The 17,166-nt window shown below is 36.4% G+C and carries 16 protein-coding genes; 4 read left to right on the top strand and 12 right to left on the bottom strand.

The window, feature by feature from the left end:
• The 4 genes from F6K18_RS34330 to msrP all read right to left on the bottom strand — a co-directional run.
• Positions 1–1,036: McrB family protein (locus F6K18_RS34330; protein ID WP_287527592.1), on the bottom strand; the 1,036-nt coding region annotated here is incomplete at its 3' end.
• Between the two features lie 145 nt (positions 1,037–1,181).
• A complete protein-coding gene (locus F6K18_RS34325; protein WP_287527591.1) occupies positions 1,182–1,412 on the bottom strand; it encodes a hypothetical protein in 231 nt (76 codons plus the stop codon).
• A gap of 449 nt (positions 1,413–1,861) precedes the next feature.
• Positions 1,862–2,056, bottom strand: coding sequence for a heavy-metal-associated domain-containing protein (locus F6K18_RS34320; protein ID WP_287527590.1), 195 nt, complete (start codon positions 2,054–2,056; stop codon positions 1,862–1,864).
• Positions 2,057–2,577: 521 nt separating this feature from the next.
• Positions 2,578–3,564, bottom strand: a complete 987-nt coding sequence (gene msrP / locus F6K18_RS34315; RefSeq protein ID WP_287527588.1) for a protein-methionine-sulfoxide reductase catalytic subunit MsrP — start codon at positions 3,562–3,564, stop codon at positions 2,578–2,580.
• Between the two features lie 1,389 nt (positions 3,565–4,953).
• On the opposite strand from msrP, the gene F6K18_RS34310 reads away from it, so the two are divergent.
• The gene (locus tag F6K18_RS34310) at positions 4,954–7,023 is read left to right on the top strand and encodes a serine/threonine-protein kinase (RefSeq protein WP_287527587.1); all 2,070 of its coding nucleotides are present in this window, start codon (positions 4,954–4,956) and stop codon (positions 7,021–7,023) included.
• Positions 7,024–7,330: 307 nt separating this feature from the next.
• Here F6K18_RS34310 and F6K18_RS34305 read toward each other — a convergent pair whose 3' ends face one another.
• From F6K18_RS34305 to F6K18_RS34290, 4 genes are all read right to left on the bottom strand, one after another.
• Complete coding sequence (locus tag F6K18_RS34305; RefSeq protein WP_287527586.1) at positions 7,331–8,500, bottom strand: ATP-binding protein; 1,170 nt, start codon at positions 8,498–8,500, stop codon at positions 7,331–7,333.
• Positions 8,472–8,846: a HEAT repeat domain-containing protein gene (locus F6K18_RS34300; protein ID WP_287527585.1), complete on the bottom strand. Its 375-nt coding sequence runs from the start codon at positions 8,844–8,846 to the stop codon at positions 8,472–8,474. The genes F6K18_RS34305 and F6K18_RS34300 overlap by 29 nt, the downstream gene beginning before the upstream one ends.
• Before the next feature lie 226 nt (positions 8,847–9,072).
• Complete coding sequence (locus F6K18_RS34295; protein WP_287527584.1) at positions 9,073–9,831, bottom strand: DUF4336 domain-containing protein; 759 nt, start codon at positions 9,829–9,831, stop codon at positions 9,073–9,075.
• Between the two features lie 312 nt (positions 9,832–10,143).
• Positions 10,144–10,944: a phycobilisome protein gene (locus F6K18_RS34290; protein WP_287527583.1), complete on the bottom strand. Its 801-nt coding sequence runs from the start codon at positions 10,942–10,944 to the stop codon at positions 10,144–10,146.
• Positions 10,945–11,054: 110 nt separating this feature from the next.
• Between F6K18_RS34290 and F6K18_RS34285 the strand changes: the two genes are divergently transcribed.
• The 3 genes from F6K18_RS34285 (at position 11,055) to F6K18_RS34275 (ending at position 12,552) form a co-directional block, all read left to right on the top strand.
• Positions 11,055–11,714: a HEAT repeat domain-containing protein gene (locus F6K18_RS34285; protein WP_287527582.1), complete on the top strand. Its 660-nt coding sequence runs from the start codon at positions 11,055–11,057 to the stop codon at positions 11,712–11,714.
• A gap of 339 nt (positions 11,715–12,053) precedes the next feature.
• The gene (locus F6K18_RS34280; protein WP_287527581.1) at positions 12,054–12,344 is read left to right on the top strand and encodes a hypothetical protein; all 291 of its coding nucleotides are present in this window, start codon (positions 12,054–12,056) and stop codon (positions 12,342–12,344) included.
• A gap of 22 nt (positions 12,345–12,366) precedes the next feature.
• Complete coding sequence (locus tag F6K18_RS34275; protein WP_287527579.1) at positions 12,367–12,552, top strand: hypothetical protein; 186 nt, start codon at positions 12,367–12,369, stop codon at positions 12,550–12,552.
• Between the two features lie 107 nt (positions 12,553–12,659).
• Here the strand turns inward: F6K18_RS34275 and lysS are convergent, their stop codons facing one another.
• The 4 genes from lysS to F6K18_RS34255 form a co-directional block, all read right to left on the bottom strand.
• Positions 12,660–14,228: a lysine--tRNA ligase gene (gene lysS, locus F6K18_RS34270; RefSeq protein ID WP_287527578.1), complete on the bottom strand. Its 1,569-nt coding sequence runs from the start codon at positions 14,226–14,228 to the stop codon at positions 12,660–12,662.
• Positions 14,229–15,131: 903 nt separating this feature from the next.
• Positions 15,132–16,040 carry an ABC transporter permease gene (locus F6K18_RS34265; protein ID WP_287527576.1) on the bottom strand — a complete coding sequence of 303 codons (909 nt, stop codon included), beginning with the start codon at positions 16,038–16,040 and terminating at the stop codon, positions 15,132–15,134.
• Positions 16,037–16,198: a hypothetical protein gene (locus tag F6K18_RS34260; protein WP_161565005.1), complete on the bottom strand. Its 162-nt coding sequence runs from the start codon at positions 16,196–16,198 to the stop codon at positions 16,037–16,039. The genes F6K18_RS34265 and F6K18_RS34260 overlap by 4 nt, the downstream gene beginning before the upstream one ends.
• A 229-nt stretch (positions 16,199–16,427) precedes the next feature.
• A complete protein-coding gene (locus tag F6K18_RS34255) occupies positions 16,428–16,997 on the bottom strand; it encodes a hypothetical protein (protein ID WP_287527575.1) in 570 nt (189 codons plus the stop codon).
• Between the last annotated feature and the right edge of the window lie 169 nt (positions 16,998–17,166).

Raw genomic sequence — 17,166 nt, 5'->3', positions numbered from 1 at the left:
ATTCTCCACTATTAGCAAGGGGAATTTTAGCATCGCGGTATTCCAGGAGATACATAAGTTCCCCGAAAACTTGGGAAAGGTTAGCGCGGTTAATTTCATCTATTATGAGTACGCAGGTATCTTGACAGAGTGCTGCTTTTTGACAAAATTTCAGGAAGCGACCGGGAACAACAGGGTAGGTGAGTTTACCATCTTCGCTCTGCGGTCGAATACCTTGAATAAAGTCTTCGTAGGTGTAAGCAGGATGAAATTGGATGAGTTCCCAGAAACCGTCACCTCCAGCAATTAAATGTTGGGCTAGTTTTTGGGAGATGAAGGTTTTACCTGTACCGGATGGACCTTGAAATATGGCTTGTTTTTTGCGGTTGATGGCGCGTATCCATTGGGTAATTTGTATTTCGGTGATGTTGGTTTCTTGAGCGCATTGGGAGAGGGTGTATATAGATTTCAGCTTAATTTTATTAGTCTTATTAGTTAGTAAGGTCGGTTGATAATTTAAAGATAAGCAGAGTTGATTATAAGGATTCATGTATTCTTTAATAGCTGACATTGGTTCGTCACAAATTGCTATCAAAAACAATGGAAAAATTGTTTTAAATGTTTGAAATATTCGATTAGTTAACTCTTCAGTTGAAGAATGTAAAACAGTTTCAATTGAAAGATGTACGCTAGATTGAATACTTTTATGTGTTGTATTTTTACCAGCAGGATTTTTCAACCAAGAACTTAAAGAATAACTTGAGCGACGTTTTTTCTTACCGTGAAGTTGACAGCGACTATCCAATTTATTTTTGAGCACAAAATCTTTCACTTCCGGATATTTTTGAAGGTTTTCCAGAAAAATCTTTTTATAATAACTGCCTCTAAAGATAATCAAGCCAAAAAACAAACTATCATCGCTTATACATATAAATAACTGAGGGTTTTTCATAGAGGCATCTTTACAACAAAGAATTCCTTCGTAGTACAAATTCCATCCTGGATAAGCAAACATTTCGCAGTTCATATCTAACCATTTAGTAATTTGATTAGGCATTTGATTAGCTACTTGACGATAAATTTCCTGAAATGGTTTTTCAATGTGCTGTTTAAATTTATTTTTATGGCGTAGATAAAAATTTAGCTTTGGATTATTATGCAGTTTTGAAAGTAGCTCAAATGTGCGATAAGAAAAAGGATATTTAATAACGAATAATAACTTTACTGCGCTCTGTTTCAGTTGAATAGTTTGCTAATTCTAGTTTAATAAGTATTTCCCATCCTTGTCGAACCCATTCTAAACTATTCCTTTCTAAATCTGACTTTTCCCATCCTGAAACTATAAATTTATCGGAACAAAATATCCCCTTAAAGAAGGTATCAAATGTACTTTCAGCATAAATTTCTATATCCTTCCAAGTAAGAACATTCATCTTATTAATTTTTTCGATATTTTAAGTAAAATTAACTGCATTTTAGTTCTACTAATAGCAGCATCCATCTTAGAATTTTAGAGCTACACCTCCTAATTCTATCCCCTATAAAAAATCACGAAAAAAACAAGCGATCGCCAAGGATTTAGCAAAGCAATATCCCTCCACTTAACTCAAGATTTTCTTACTCGAATAACATGGTTAAATTACAAAGAAAAAGAAAAAGCATTACTGAGAAATAAACTACACAACAAGTTTTCAAGTTCGACGACAACTGTGGCGAAATGAAATATAGCAGTTCAAGAAAAGATTAAGACAGATAAAAAGCTTAAAACTCAGGCAACGCAAAACTTTTCCTTCTTTCTTCTTCCTTGTGCTATGAAAAATCCTGGGAGTCTGTTCAAAGAAAGTCCCCCAGGTTACCAGCTTATGTTATGGCAAAATTTGTTTTATTCAACTGTATGGCCAGCAGCAATGATCGCCTGCTGAATGGACTCCTCAGATGCTTTAGTTTCCACAGTCACAATTTTTTGCTCCACATCCACTTGGACATCAGCTTCCGATTCTTGAGTTTTGATTGCTTTCGTAATAGTATCTGCACATCCACCACAAGCAATAGATGGAACTTTTAGTTGTATTGCCATATTAAAAATTAGTTGGGTTATTACAAATTTTTAATTAGTATAGCGCGCAGCGCTAGGGAATAGGGAACAGTGGGAAAAGCTTTTCTCTCTCTCTAGTTCATAATCAATCTATGTTCTAAGCAACTCGTTCCTTGCTATAGAGCTTCCAGATTCCAGATGAACAATAAAATTACATTTTTATCAACTATATTTTCATCTTTTCCCCTACAAAAAATTCTGCTATAGCGTTTCTAAAGTTACTGAGGTACAGTTGTTTTTCTTCTTTTCTATTACCGAATAATTAATAATTCAATAATTCAATAATTCAGGTTTAAAGCCTCCCCCTTTCAAGGGAAAAAAAATTATTTTTTCCTTTTATTCAATCCTATCAGTTTTAGGGAGAGGTAATTATCAATTATCCACTATCAATTATCAATTATTGAACTATTCCCTGCTATAGATCTTCTAAATTTTATATGAGGGATAAAACTATATTTTTATCAACTAAACTTTCATATTTTCCTCTACAAAAAATTCTGCTATTAACTATAAAGACTAGCAACATATTCTCCATAACCGTTATAGGGTAAAGTTGGAATTTTTTCCCAAGACCAACTTGCACCTTCACTTAATATTCTCTCAGTTGCTTGTGACCATCGAGGGTGAGGTACATTAGGATTAACATTTGCTTCAAAAGCATATTCATTTTGTACCAAAGTATTCCAAAATGTTGCTGGTCTTGACTCTATAAATTCAATTTTTACGATTGATTTTGCGCCTTTAAAACCATACTTCCAAGGAATAACTTGCCTTAATGGCGCTCCATTCTGTTTAGGTAATGATTTACCATACATTCCTACAGCAAAAAAAGCTAATTCGTTAGCCATTTCATCTATTCTCAAACCTTCTGTATAAGGCCAGGGATAACCATTAGCCCAAAAACCAGGACCTTGAGTAATTTCTGCATCGTAAAAAGAGGTAAAACGAACATATTTAGCTTTTGATGTTGGTTCCACATCTGCCATTAATAATTTCATGGGAAAACCTAACCAAGGTATTACCATTGCCCATGCTTCAACACACCGAAACCGATATATTCTTTCTTCTAGAGGAAACTTTTTTTGTAGTTCATCTATGTCATAAATACGAGGATTTTTGACTAAGCCTTTAACTTCAACTTTCCAATTTTCAGTGGGTAAAGCTTGAGCAGCTTGCCAAATAGATTTATTACCACCAAATTCATAGAAATTATTATATTTTGTGGCAAGAGCTTCGTCTGTTATAGGTCGGTCAACTTCAGAAAAGTTAGGATTAATTGTGAATTTACCAGTCATTGGTAATGTTACTGCTTCTGAAGTTAAAGATGTTTTGGAGTTTCGTCCACAACTGGTAAGAGTAGATAATGCAGTAGCACTTAAACCAACACCGATTAGACTTTTCATAAACCGACGACGGTTTAAATAAGTAGTTTCTGGAGTTATTTTTGTTTCAGGAATTTCCCAAGATTTTTTGATTCGGATTAGAGGCATGGTTAATTGTTAATTACTATGAGGTTTTAACTTGAATACTGAAAATTGATTATTTTTTTCATCCCTAGTTTATAATATATAGCAGGTTTATTTAATTTGTAGACTTCGCACTATGAAGTTTTACCAAAAATCTCTTGTTTGATTAAGTCTTCTAGAAATTAGTTTTTTGGATAAATAGCGTTTTTATCTGGGATGTGGAGACCAAAAGCTATGAAAAAGGTATGGAGGAAATATTTGAGGAGGGAAAACAGAATTAAATAGTAGCAAACACAAGGATATTGGGTAATCTATAGGCGCGCTTCTTTTTTCTTATAAAAAACCTCAATATATATTATATATATCAAATAAAAATACTAAATATCAATATTATATTGAGACTTAAAAATATTATTTTGGCATAAATAATGAGGAAATGACTGCAAAAATCATCAGAAAAATTTCAATTTTTGAAGTTTTTTTGAATTGACTAAACCGATAATATAGTTGCTAAAGCTAGCCAGTTTTTTGCCCATAGCACTTCTGTTATAGTTATCTAAAAAATCTCTGGTCATTTGAAACCAGTGAGTTTGATTTTAGCAGAAGAAAAAATCACCAGATAATGGTCGTTAAAAGAAAAAATAATGATAATAATTTCAGGATTTATTATCAATATTTTAGTTTTTTCATAAATCCTGCATAGATTACTATAGCAATCTTATTTAGGTTGTAATATTTGGGTGCTAGTTAGGAGGACTGAGTCAGTAGACCTCCTTATAATTTACTCATGTTTTCAGTTCAAATTAACTATTATAAAAATTTTCACAAACCTTTGCGCGGATTGCTATATAAGTAGAAATTGAGCAGAGATGAAGAATTTAATAGCAGTTAATTTAACTTAGTAAATAATCAACAATGTAAGCATTTCCTGCAGAATGCTGGGCAAACATTAGTCAGCTAGCCTCCTATGGTCGGAACTGCAGACTTCAGCTATCAGCTATTAATTCATTGCCTTTATAGCAGAAATTAGTATTGAGAGATTTAAGGAGAATTCAAAGTATTGAAAAAAAACTAACCTTGACTTTAGCAGTGTATATTCATTATTTATGAAACAGCTAAAATTTGACTGCGAACTAGGTGAATACTTACCAACAATAAACATTATTAAAACCACACAAATATCTCCAACCTATCCACTCTTTGTCATTTATATTTATCGTAATAGACAACAAATCTGTATTTCAAAATTATCCGAGCAGAAAATAAAAAATTTAATTCAAACTATCTCTATAACTATTGAGTTGTACTTTATAACCATCACAACGCTTTACAGCCCATAACCAACATTTCATGTTTGTAGCTAAAATCTAAGAAATACTATCATAGAACAAATATGCTAATTGATTGCTGATTATGAATCCTCGCATCAATTCTCACAGCCAAAATCCAGAAGACCCTGACAAGAAAATTGTCAGCAAAAATGAGACAATAGGGGGAATATCCAACTGCCCCCCTATACTCAAAGAACGCTACCAAGTCATCAAACCCTTAGGCGAAAGCGTCTGGAGCCATACATTTCTAGCCATTGACCAAGACAAACCTTCCAAACCGCCGTGTATCATTAAAGAGTTTGTCAGTCTAGACGACAGAAAAGATCTAGTTTTTCAAGGTCAAGAAGTTATTCCGACCTTTAGTTGCAACCCAGTACAACTAGACAAAATCGGTAAACATCCCCAGATTCCAGAACTATTAGCCTCTGTAGAACATGATGGCCACCGTTATCTCGTACAAGAGTATATTGAAGGCCGTGAATTGGCCACAGAACTCATAGAAGAAGGTGTCTTTAGTGAACATAAAATTTGGCAAATATTAAATCAATTGTTGCCAGTCTTGAAGTTTATCCACGACCATCACCTGATTCATGGAGATATTAAACCAGAAAATATTATTTGTCGGACAAAACCAGGGACAAATACTCAAGAATTTGTTTTAGTTGATTTTGGTGTGACAATTTCTGCTACTGGAGATTTATTATCAATAGGAAGTATTAATGGTTCTGCTGAATATGCTGCCCCAGAACAAACAAAAGGGAAAGTCTACCCCAACAGTGATATTTATAGTTTGGGAGTAACTTGTCTCCACCTATTGACAATGGTTTCACCCTTTGAACTATTTGATATTAAAGCAGATAAGTGGTCGTGGCGAGACTATTTAAAACATCCCATTAGTCGCCATCTGGGTCGGATATTAGACAAAATGGTACAGCGAGACCATCGTCAACGGTATCAGTCTGTAGCAGAAGTTATTAAAGATATCAAATATGGACCAACACCAGTAGATGTTATCCTACAGAAACCACGGTGGACTGTAACTGCTTGGGGAGCAGCAGCGATCGCTTTATTATCTTTAGGTATTAGTTCTCGCTTACCATCTCCCCAAACTCAGCCATTATCTTCATCCAATAATATTCCTAAGTTAGAACCAAGGTCTCCTCAACTAAAAGTAGATGATTTTGACTCTAGTATTAGTACCCTCCCTCCCATATCTCCATCTACGGGAATCATAGACCGACTTTCTCCACTGCAAACTTTAGCGACCACTTCTGGCCCTGTTTGGTCAATCGCAGCTAGTCCTAATGGTCGTATTATTGCCAGTGGTAGTACGAATGGAAATATTCAACTGTTACATCTGCGTAGCGGTAAGAATCTGGGTAAATTATCAGGACATGATGGACCTGTGTGGTCTGTTGCTGTTAGTCCCGACGGTCGTACTTTAGTCAGCTCTAGTAGTGATAGCACGATTAAAATTTGGAATATCTACAGTGGTACTTTGAAAAATACATTGTATGGTCATCTTAAGGATGTCTTTTCTGTAGCTATTAGTCCAGATGGAAATACTATTGCCAGTGTGAGTAAAGATAAAACTATTAAATTGTGGGATTTGAATAGTGGTCTACTTTTATATACTCTTTATGGACATTTAGATGAGGTTCAGTCTGTTACTTTCAGTACTGATGGTCAGACTCTGGCTAGTGGTAGTAATGATGGTACTGTTAAGCTATGGGATTGGCGTTATGGTAGATTGTTACGCACACTCAGAGGACATGATGGGCCTGTATGGTCTGTTGCTATTAGCCCAGATGGTAAGACTTTAGCTAGTGGTAGTTGGGATAATACGATTAAACTTTGGGATTTGGACAGTAATCGTCCCCGACGAGTTGTTAGGCGCTCTCAACGTACTTTGATGGGTCATTCAGAGAAAGTACAGTCTCTGGAGTTTAGTCCTGATGGTAAGACTCTAGCTAGTGGAGATTTTGGCGGTACGATCAAACTCTGGAAAATTGATACAGGTGGTTTGGTAGGAACCCTTAAGGGACATTCGGCTTGGGTGAATTTGACTTTTGACCCTCGAGGTAAAACTTTGATTAGTGGTAGTTTTGATGACACGATTAAGGTGTGGCGTTTTTCTCCTTCCAGGTTCTAGTTTGTTTTAGCAACGGCTATTATAAATATTTGAATTAGAGCGATCGCTACTTTTGTCAGTTTTTCCCTGGGCAAATTAAAGGCGATCGTTTACTATTGATTAGCCAAAATATTTCTCATCATTTACTAATATCAAATTCGAAAAAAGTGCCTGGTATCACGTCTAAAATGCTCAAAAAGTTAGTATTTTAGGCTCATAGTTGGGCAGAAAAATCATTCTTATAATTTTTACTTCTACCTCCTCTAAATTCCCATTTCTCCTGTCTCCTGTCTCCTACCCCAGCAAAAAGACTTTCCATACGCAAACCCTATTTAACCCACTGTTCAAATATTTTTGCCCCAATTTTATACTGCTCATCATCAAATTTTTGAATTACTCCTGTACCAGCTAATACCTCAAGAGCGTCTGCTATTTCTCCAATACTTAAGTCAACTTCTTGAGCTAGAGATTCAGTTGTTCCCATTCTCTGTTCTATCAGTTTTAAATAAACCGATCGCTCAATTGCACTAAAACTATAACTCCTTTTTTTATTACCCCACCAAGCAGAAAAATCTCCATCATATTGACGAATTAAGTTGTTGATTAAACTATCTATTACATAAGATTGATCGGAATTTTTATAATCAAAAATTGTGTTGAGTAATTGTTGAATCAAATAGGGATGACCGCCAGACCATTCAATTATTTGCTCTATTTCTTCGTTAGTGAGGAAAATATTTTCAATTTGACGACGGTAGGCAATGAGCTGTTGCATATCTGCCTCTTTTAATGCTCCTAACCATTCTACTTCAGCAATGTTGAGCAGGGGAGAACCAACTTTTTGTTGATAATCTTTTAGGTCTTGATAACCAGAAAAAATCAAACCGACAAATGGTTTGAGAGCAGTGTCAGTGTCTTTCAAAGCTCGAAGGTAACTCCAAGCATCGTTTGCCCATTCCTGACTCACAATAAATTCTGCACCATCTATCAAATAGCAAACACCCACAAAATTTTTCTTTTGCAAAGATTTCAGTATTCTTAGTAAGTCTTGGCGGAAATCTTCATTTATCAGGCGACGTTCGTAGTCTGGGTTAGTCACTTTTAGGGAAATACCGACTTTTTTTATCTCTCCTCCCGAAATTTGTCGCAGTAAACGACGGTAACTTTTACGCCAATTAGATAACCTACCTTCTTTATATTCTGCGAAAGCTTCTTGGAGACGGGCAATCATTAAATAGCGCAGATGGTCTAAATTTTCTGGTCGCTCTTGTTGGAGGTTGAATAACACTGGAAATGCTTGATAGTCGGAATTTCTAGAGGTCAGAAACCGATGTTGAATCTCATTTAATAAGCTGGTTTTTCCCAGACGATGACCTCCTAATAAAATGCGTACTGAAAAAGGCGATCGCTCAATAGCTGCCAACATATCATTGCGCCCAAAAAAATAACGGGTGTCTGATATTGGCAGTTTAAAATCTGGTCTTACGAAATTTGCCATTCAAGCGCACGACTTCATCTGTATCTTCTAAGGCAGCAATGAGAATTGGAATAACAGTATCGGGGTCTTGATTGAATTTTCCTAAAGCTTTTGCTGCCTGACTGCGAACCTTCCAGTTTGGATTAGTTTCGAGCTGTTCAATATAAGTTTTAATCTCATCGTAGGTTGGGTTAAGCGGCAGCGCAACCCAACTCAACTTTTGGTAGTTAAATGTTTTATCTGTTGGGTTTCGTTCCTCAACCCAACCTACAGCTATTTTTTGTTTGGGTGGGGTGCGATCGCTATAGGTTAAAGGCAGGCCTCTATCTTTTGCCCATTCTGGGGGTTTGTCTAGTGAAATTGTCATTGTGCCGTCTTCATAAACTTGATAGATGTATTGGCGATCGGGGCAGAATTTCGAGTCTAAATTTGGATTGGTAGTGAGTAAGATGATGCTATTTTTTTTGATAGGTCGATATTGACAAAAAAGTCGTTCGTCATCAAAAAAATTTTCCTTTTACGCTAAAGCATACAAAACTTTTGAAAAGTCACATTAATAACTTCTGATTTCTGACTTCTGACTTCTGATTTCGTTAACCCTCTCCCAACCAAGCAAAAGCTCGATTTAATTCAGCAGTACCATTTTCTTCATACCATTTTCCGTGGGATAAAATAATTTTGTGAGGCTCCCATTTTAACATCTGCTTGAAACATTCACGAGCTTGATTTTTTCGCCCCCAAAATGTTACTCGCAAATCCAGTGGTGTCTTACCATTTGGAGCTGCACAACCAATCAACTTTATGAGAAAACCAAATTTTTTACTAACTTTATCCAGCTCAAAATTTTCAATCAAATCTGTCAGAATAAGGGTAGAACTTTGGCGGTGAAAAAAAACAACTTCATCCATAAATCTACTACCTCGAAAAATTAATTGAGCAATTTCTTCTGACCATTCAATGGGTGCTTCATCTGCTAAAAAAGTATGAAAAGTCACCTCAATTTTCTGTTGTGCTGCTCGTTCTAAAACTCCTGGTGATGCCCATGCAGTAGCTTCTGGATAAGCTTTTGCCCAATTATGAATGTAAGTATAATGAATTTTGTTAGGTGATATTAAGTGACGCACTACACCTAATTTATCAATTTCTGCTTTTAATTGTGGGGTTAATTCTATGGGAGAGTGACACCATAATTCACCATTTTTTAGTCGCACAATTGTCATGCGTGTAGGAAATGGAATCTTGGTTCCATACATTGCCATTGTGACAATTCCCCCATCAACAATCCAAATATTTTCATCTACTATTTTAGGAATATTAATTGGTTCATATAAATCGATAATATTTTTACTCATAGGAAAACCTATTTTTGAGTTTTATGCTTAAGAAGGAAGAAGGAAGAAGCAAGAAGCAAGAAGCAAGAAGGAAAAATATTGCTCTGAGTTTTAAGCTTTATTTAGTGCATCGAATTTTACTTGTAAATTTTACTTGTAGTAGACTGACACAGCTAAAACTGTGCAATAGATTGTTATTTCTAGGTGTCTTTATCTCCCCTACTCCCCTACTCCCCTACTCCCCTACTCCCTAATGCAAAAAATTAGGTGTGTCAGTCCACTACTGGACTTTCTTCCCTCCTGACTCCTGAGGACTGACTCCTGACTCCTTCTTCAACAAGTAGAAAACTGCTGTAATTTACTAACTAAATGATCAAAATAAGGAGCTAATTCTGCTTGTTTTTCCTCGGAAAATCTTTTGAAACTAGCCGTTTTAACCGCTTCTAAACCTAACACCATTGCTGATAGTGGTACAAGCAATTCTTGATAAAGTAAACTCATATAATGCAGACCTTCAGTACTGGTAAAATCGGTCCGATCGCCAGCAATTCCATAAGTAATACAACGTAAAAAATGCCAGAAGTCTCGCCAACAAGCTTCGGCTCGTGCTGGTGGATATAAATCGCCTCCTTCTGCTGTAATATTCGGATATTTTGCTAATACTTTTTCCCTAGCTTCATCAACTATTTCTGCTGCACAATCTCGAAGTAAACTAGCAGCTTCAAGAGAAAAAGTTGGCATTTTTGCAGAATTTTTGAGTACCTGTAAATCATCATCTGTTAAATAACGACCTTCATCATCAGCCATTTGAAATAGTTGAATTAATTCTGTTGGTAAAACCTCTTCCCAAGTTTTAAAACTAACTATTCTCGCTTTAGGAATTAATTGTTTGGCTGTTTCAGTTAAAGGTGTAGGTTGTTGTAAACGCAGCTCTTTCAGGGTTTTATCTATAAAGGACAATTCTGGATTTTGTTCCAACTTGGCCATTACCTTGGCTTTAGGCATCTTAACTTTTTTCGCTGTTTCTATAGTGTCATTGACAATACGCTCCCGATATTCCTCTAAACCTTTGATTACTTCTTCGATTTCTTGAGCTTTTGGTGTTGAAGTATTGGCTTCTATAGTTTCAGACATAATGACTTTCTCATCAATTTTTGTATTTTTCTGAAATTTATCATCCCAGATTTAGGGATTAGTTGCTAGTATTTGTAAAGAAACGTAAATAAAATTAAGGAAGCCTTAACATGGAAATGAAGCAAATTCAGTTATACTTAAATAGCTCTGATTCTCAAGAGAGACTCAAAGCACTGACCGAGTTGAGAAATTATGAAAGTGAAATAGCAATTCCTTTGCTCATAACTAGACAGCGCGACCCAGAATTTCTAGTACGTTCATTTGTAGCAATGGGATTGGGCAATAAACGCAGCCCAGAATCATTTAAAATATTACTGGAAATGATGAAAAATGACCAAGACTACAATGTACGAGCTGAAGCTGCAAACTCCCTATCTAAATTTGGAGAAGAGTCAATTCCTCATTTACTAGAAACATTCCGTCAAGACGATAATTGGTTAGTGCGTCGGAGTATTCTCGCTCCTCTTATAGATATGCCATTTCCTGAAGCACTCTATGAGGTTTGTCTTTGTGCGATCGCAGGGGAAGATTTGACCGTCAAGGAAGTTGCCATTCATGCTTTAGGTGCTTTGGCGGGAACAATTAAAGAAACTGAAGCTTTACAAAAACTTTTAGATTTTGTCAGTGCCAAATCTTGGATGACCCGGTTACGAGTTGCTCAGGCGTTAAGGAGATTTGAAGACCCTCAAGCAAAAGCCGCTTTAAGTTATTTGAGCAGAGACGAAGATCATAGGGTAGTAGCTGCAACTTTGGAGAGTTTCCTTAATTAAGACTCTCACTACACTCAAGGGAGTAGGGAGTAGGGAGTAGGGAGTAGGGAGTAGGGGCGAACGGCCTGACAGATGGTGTATGCAACGTCCGTAGGTCTTAAGGAACAAGGGGGAAGACGTTATATAGCAGTGCGCGCTGGTATATTTCAAATTGCAGGAGGTGCCCAATAGCTAAAAGTCTTATATGATTCCTACGGAATGCTTGCGCAAACGGCTTTTTATTCCCCTATTGCCTATTGCCTGTTGCCTGTTGCCTGCGCGCAGCGCTATAGAATCTTATTTGAGAATGTACTGGAGAATTAAATCAACATCTTGATTTGGGTTAAAAAAGGAGTTTCTATGAGTACCATCAAAACAAATCTGCCAACAAATACATGGGCGATCGCTACCTGGGATGAATTCATCGAAATGGCAAATAACCCTGCCTATAAAAAAGCTAAATGCTATTACCACAACGAGCAAATCAGAATTGAAACTATGCCAATAGGACCTGACCACTCCAGAAATAATGCAATTATTCTATTTGCAATTAATCTTTTTTGCACTATCAAAGGTCTTGCTTTTAATAGTTTAGATAACTGTAGCTATAGAATGACAGGTATCAGAGAGTGTCAACCAGATATATCTTAATTATATTGGGAAACGAGCAGACTTGGCTCCAAAAGGAACAGCCATTACTAACCTCGACACTACGCCACCGCCAGATTTAGTTATAGAAGTTGCTCTACATTTTTTCTCAGAGATATCTACAGCACTTTGCGACTCTATGAGGTACACCCATAGCGGGCAAGATGCCCGCACTACAATGTTTTCACCATTTACCCGAAATATGCTGTAATATCATGTCCGGATAAGAGCGTGGTAAAAAAACTTTCTCCTTTCTCCTTTCTCCTTTTTCCTTTTTCTTCTTTCTTCCCTCCTGACTCCTGAGGACTGACTCCTTCTTCAATCCTTCAAAGTCGAGCGCATAGTCGGGAACATAATCGCATCCCGAATACTTTGAGTATTGGTCAATAACATCACGACACGGTCAACCCCAATACCCATCCCACCACAGTTAGGCATCCCCAAGGACAACGCCTGAATAAAATCTTCATCCATTGGATGTGCTTCATCATCTCCTGCATCTCTCTGGGCAATTTGTTCCTCAAAACGTTGGCGTTGGTCTTGAGGATCGTTTAACTCGGAGAAACCATTGGAATATTCTGTACCGTGAATAAATAACTCGAATCTTTCGACAAAACCTGGTTTGCTATGATGTCTTTTTGCTAACGGACTGACTTCTACAGGAAAATCAATTACAAAAGTAGGTTGAATTAAAGTTGACTCTACTTTTTGGTCGAAAACAGCATATAAAAGATAACCCAAACTTTGTGTTTCTAACTTGGATAATTTGAGGTTTAATTTTTCTGCCGCTTTAATAGCTTCTGGCAATTCTAAGTTATCAAAATCTAGTCCTGTTTCATCCTTAACTGCTTCTACCATTGTTTTAACTTGCCAATGTTTGCCAGTGAAATTAGGATATTTTTGACTATGGTCATATTGACGTTCTAAGTTAATAATTTGTCCTTGATATTCTATCTCTTTTATATCTCCTAAAACATTGGTCATACAATAACAAATAACATCTTCTACCAAACCCAAAATTTCAAAATAATCTGCATAAGCTTGATAAACTTCTAGGGAAGTAAATTCAGGATTATGGGTACTATCTATTCCTTCATTTCTAAATACTCTACCTAATTCAAATACCCGTTCAAAACCACCACAAATTGCCCGTTTTAAAAATAATTCTGTAGCAATTCGCAGATATAAATCAACATCTAAAGCATTATGATGAGTGATAAAAGGTCGAGCAGCAGCACCTCCATAAATTGCTTGTAAAACTGGTGTTTCTATTTCATAAAATCCAGCATCCCAAAGATATGTACGAATACTTTGTAAAATTTTACTCCGCATTCTAAAACGCTGTAAAGATTCGGCATTTCCAGCTAAATCCATTTCTCGATGACGACGACAAATTTCCGGGTCATTTACACCATAATAAGAGTCAGGAAATGGAATAATAGCTTTAGAAATAAGATCGAGTTTATTTACCTGAATTGATAACTCACCTCGGTTAGTTCGACAACCTATTCCTTCGGCACTAATAAAGTCTCCCACATCGAGGAGTTTTTGTATTTGTTTAAAGCCTAAACCAGGGTCTCCCTTAACTAATTTTTTCTCAATTTTAAGTTGAATTTTTCCACTTTCATCTGTTAAGTTAATAAAACCAATACTACCACTATCGCGCTTAGAAGTAATACGACCACAAACTTTTAATAATTTTTCATCAGGGTCTGCTTCCCCTGGTTCTAATTCTTTTGCTGGAGGGGAAAATAGGTTTATAACTTGTTGAGCAGTGTGCGATCGCTCTACTGCTTTACTAGGATAGGGGTCTATTCCCAGGGAGCGTAATTCATCAACTCTTTGTGAACGAACTTCTGCTTCGTTCCTGGTTTCGCTTTTAGCCATTGGTAGTTGTACTCTAGATTTGGTTAATGAGGTTAGTATAATACCATAGTTTTTCTGTTTCTAGGATGTTATAAAGATTAAATTATTCCAAAGTTATTTGGAGGTTAAAAGTTTGGGATTGAAGAAGGAAGAAGGAAGAAGGAAGAAGGAAGAAATAAAAGTAAGCATTTCCTCCGGAATGCTGCGCAAACAGACGTCAGCTATCAGCTACTACTTTTAGTTTACTATCAAAGCGTTATTAATTGTCTTACTATAAAAGTAGACTCCCTTGACCTTAAAGTCTATTTGAATTTAAACACTGTCCTATATGAGAAAGTCTTGTTGCTGATAGCTGAATGCTTACAAATAAAAAGGAAAAAGTGGATGGGGATAATCAACTACCTGCTACTTCGTGTCTGATAACCCCAACTAATTAACTAATTGTAAATATCCTGTAGACGGCGAGGTATTCAAGCAAAAATTAAAATATAAAAATGATGTTATTGAAGGTTATTTTTGTTTTTAATAATATTGAAAATATACAAAAAATTAATGGTTATTTTTTTTTGAGATATCAATATTTTAATTTATGCAGTGAGAAAATTTTAAGTTTTGAGGTTTTTATAGTTTCAATACTTTCGTAGTGAGAGTCATATTTTCTAGACTTATTTAGAATACTGCTTCACGCATCTTATATGAAATACAAAAAATCGTGCTACTTACCGAATAATTAAGGTTTAAAGCCTCTCCTTTAAAGGAGAAACAATGAATTAATTTTTCTGTTCGTCAATCAATTCCGTTTTCAACAATTAATAACTATTAATTATTAATTATTAATTGTTGAAGAATCTTCTCATTTCCCCCTACTCCCCCACTCCCTTCCGTATCCGTGTATCCGTGCCATAATCCGTGTGAGCCACTCCCCTACTGACGCTTTCCCAAAGCAGCAGGAGGGGTAGATTTACCTGCTAAACCAATTAAAGCTAATAGAGCAATAACATAAGGCAACATCTCTAAAAATTGATACGGAATATTCAGATTAAAAGCTTGAACTCTTAACTGCAAAGCTTCTGTTGCGCCAAATAATAAACAAGCTAAAACTGTATTAACGGGATGCCACCTACCGAATATTATGGCTGCCAAAGCAATAAAACCTTTTCCACTACTCATACCTTCGGTGAAAAATTTAACATGAACTAATGCTAAATAAACTCCTCCTAAACTTGCTAAACAACCGCTAAAACCTACACTTAAATAACGCACTAAACTCACATAAATTCCTGCTGTTGCTGCTGCTTGAGGATATTCACCAACTGCTCTTAAAGCTAAACCCCAACTGGTATGAAAAATGATATAAGTAGAAACGGGAATTAATAGCAAAAGTAAATAAAATAATAGGTCTTGATTGAAAAATATTCCTAAAATTGGTAGGTATTTTAATCCCAAAAAATTGATAGTTTCAATACCTGGTAGAGCAATTGTGCCACTGTCAAATAATACCCTAGCTCCATAAGCAGTTAATCCTGATACTGCTAAATTTATTGCTAAACCAGAAACTAATTGATTGACTTTTAAACTGACACAAAGATAGGCATGAATTAAGCCTAAAATTCCCCCGGCAAAAATTGCTACTAATGTTCCTATCCAGACATTTTCAGTGGAAATAGAAACAGCCGCACTGATAAAAGCACCTGTTAATAACATTCCTTCTAAAGCAATGTTTAGAATGCCGGAACGTTCGGAAAATATTCCACCTAAAGCAGCAAAAGCTAGAGGAACAGAAAGTCGAATTGTGGCAGATAAATAATCAGAGAAAAAATTGATATTTGTCATTTTAGTCCAGTAGGGTGCGTTAGACCGCTAAAATTTAGACTGTGGGTGGCATTTAACAACCCGTCGTAACGCACCATTTGAGTTGTGTCCACTACAGCAACACCCAAACAATTATAACTTTTTGTTGGGGGTTGCACATTATGGAATGATATTACCAAAAATTAGTTTAGACTTTAACTAAAAAAAACTATTAATTAGTCATTCTAGCAATTATCAAATCCAAAATCCTGTTCATCAAAAATATAAAATCATTCGTCACTGTGCAACGCCTTTTGTTGGGTTTCCTTTGTCAACCCAACCTACAAAATGCTTAAATTGTTACTTAATTCATTCTGACTCCTGACTCCTGTCTCCTGACTCCTTTTTTAAACTTAATTGTTACTTAATTCATTCTGACTCCTGACTCCTGTCTCCTGACTCCTTTTTCAAACTTATTGCCAAAAATAACACTGTCAAACCTTGAATAGCATAAACAATAGTTATCGACACCCCCGCACTCCGCTGCATCACATTCGCTCCACTCCTGAGAACGCCAAAAAATAGGGATGTTAAAACTACTGCGAGTGGGTTGCCCCGACTTAATAACGCAATGGCGATCGCGTCAAAACCATAACCAGGTGAAAAGTTTTCAAACAACCGATATTTTGCTCCCAATACTTCTGCACTTCCTGCTAAACCTGCTAAACCACCGGATAAACCCATGACTGCCAGAATAGTCTGGTTAACAGAAATTCCGGCGTAACGAGCTGCAGTAGGGTTTTGCCCCACGGCATCTACTTGATAACCGAAAGCTGTAAACGACAACACGACGGCTAAAATTATGGCAATAGCTAACCCCAATAAAATTCCGGCGTGAGCTTGAGTTTTGGGCAAAATTATCGGTAAACGCGCTGACTCGGCAATTAGAGGAGTGTAGGGACTAGGAGCGTCGGGGGCGATAAGTGGTTCATTTACCATATAGTTGACAAAATTTTGAGCGATGTAATTTAGTAGAGGGTAGTCAGCACTTCATTTAAACCACGGGCGACTTTGAGATAACCAGCGATCGCTCCCCAAATTGCTCCGAGAAGAAAACCTCCTGTCAATGCTAGGGGTAAATGTATCCATATTGGTAAGTTAGGCAAAT

This window comes from Okeania sp. SIO2C2 (genome assembly GCF_010692625.1).
Classification (GTDB): Bacteria; Cyanobacteriota; Cyanobacteriia; order Cyanobacteriales; family Microcoleaceae; genus Okeania; species Okeania hirsuta.
Note: the sequence above shows the minus strand (reverse complement) of the source record. Positions and strands in the feature narration are given on the sequence as shown.

What these genes read in the sequence shown, in the direction of transcription:
- F6K18_RS34325 (WP_287527591.1), bottom strand. Translation starts at nt 1,412, where the DNA reads ATGAATGTTCTTACTTGGAAGGATATAGAAATTTATGCTGAAAGTACA.
- F6K18_RS34320 (WP_287527590.1), bottom strand. Translation starts at nt 2,056, where the DNA reads ATGGCAATACAACTAAAAGTTCCATCTATTGCTTGTGGTGGATGTGCA.
- msrP (WP_287527588.1), bottom strand. Translation starts at nt 3,564, where the DNA reads ATGCCTCTAATCCGAATCAAAAAATCTTGGGAAATTCCTGAAACAAAA.
- F6K18_RS34310 (WP_287527587.1), top strand. Translation starts at nt 4,954, where the DNA reads ATGAATCCTCGCATCAATTCTCACAGCCAAAATCCAGAAGACCCTGAC.
- F6K18_RS34305 (WP_287527586.1), bottom strand. Translation starts at nt 8,500, where the DNA reads ATGGCAAATTTCGTAAGACCAGATTTTAAACTGCCAATATCAGACACC.
- F6K18_RS34300 (WP_287527585.1), bottom strand. Translation starts at nt 8,846, where the DNA reads ATGACAATTTCACTAGACAAACCCCCAGAATGGGCAAAAGATAGAGGC.
- F6K18_RS34295 (WP_287527584.1), bottom strand. Translation starts at nt 9,831, where the DNA reads ATGAGTAAAAATATTATCGATTTATATGAACCAATTAATATTCCTAAA.
- F6K18_RS34290 (WP_287527583.1), bottom strand. Translation starts at nt 10,944, where the DNA reads ATGTCTGAAACTATAGAAGCCAATACTTCAACACCAAAAGCTCAAGAA.
- F6K18_RS34285 (WP_287527582.1), top strand. Translation starts at nt 11,055, where the DNA reads ATGGAAATGAAGCAAATTCAGTTATACTTAAATAGCTCTGATTCTCAA.
- F6K18_RS34280 (WP_287527581.1), top strand. Translation starts at nt 12,054, where the DNA reads ATGAGTACCATCAAAACAAATCTGCCAACAAATACATGGGCGATCGCT.
- lysS (WP_287527578.1), bottom strand. Translation starts at nt 14,228, where the DNA reads ATGGCTAAAAGCGAAACCAGGAACGAAGCAGAAGTTCGTTCACAAAGA.
- F6K18_RS34265 (WP_287527576.1), bottom strand. Translation starts at nt 16,040, where the DNA reads ATGACAAATATCAATTTTTTCTCTGATTATTTATCTGCCACAATTCGA.
- F6K18_RS34255 (WP_287527575.1), bottom strand. Translation starts at nt 16,997, where the DNA reads ATGGTAAATGAACCACTTATCGCCCCCGACGCTCCTAGTCCCTACACT.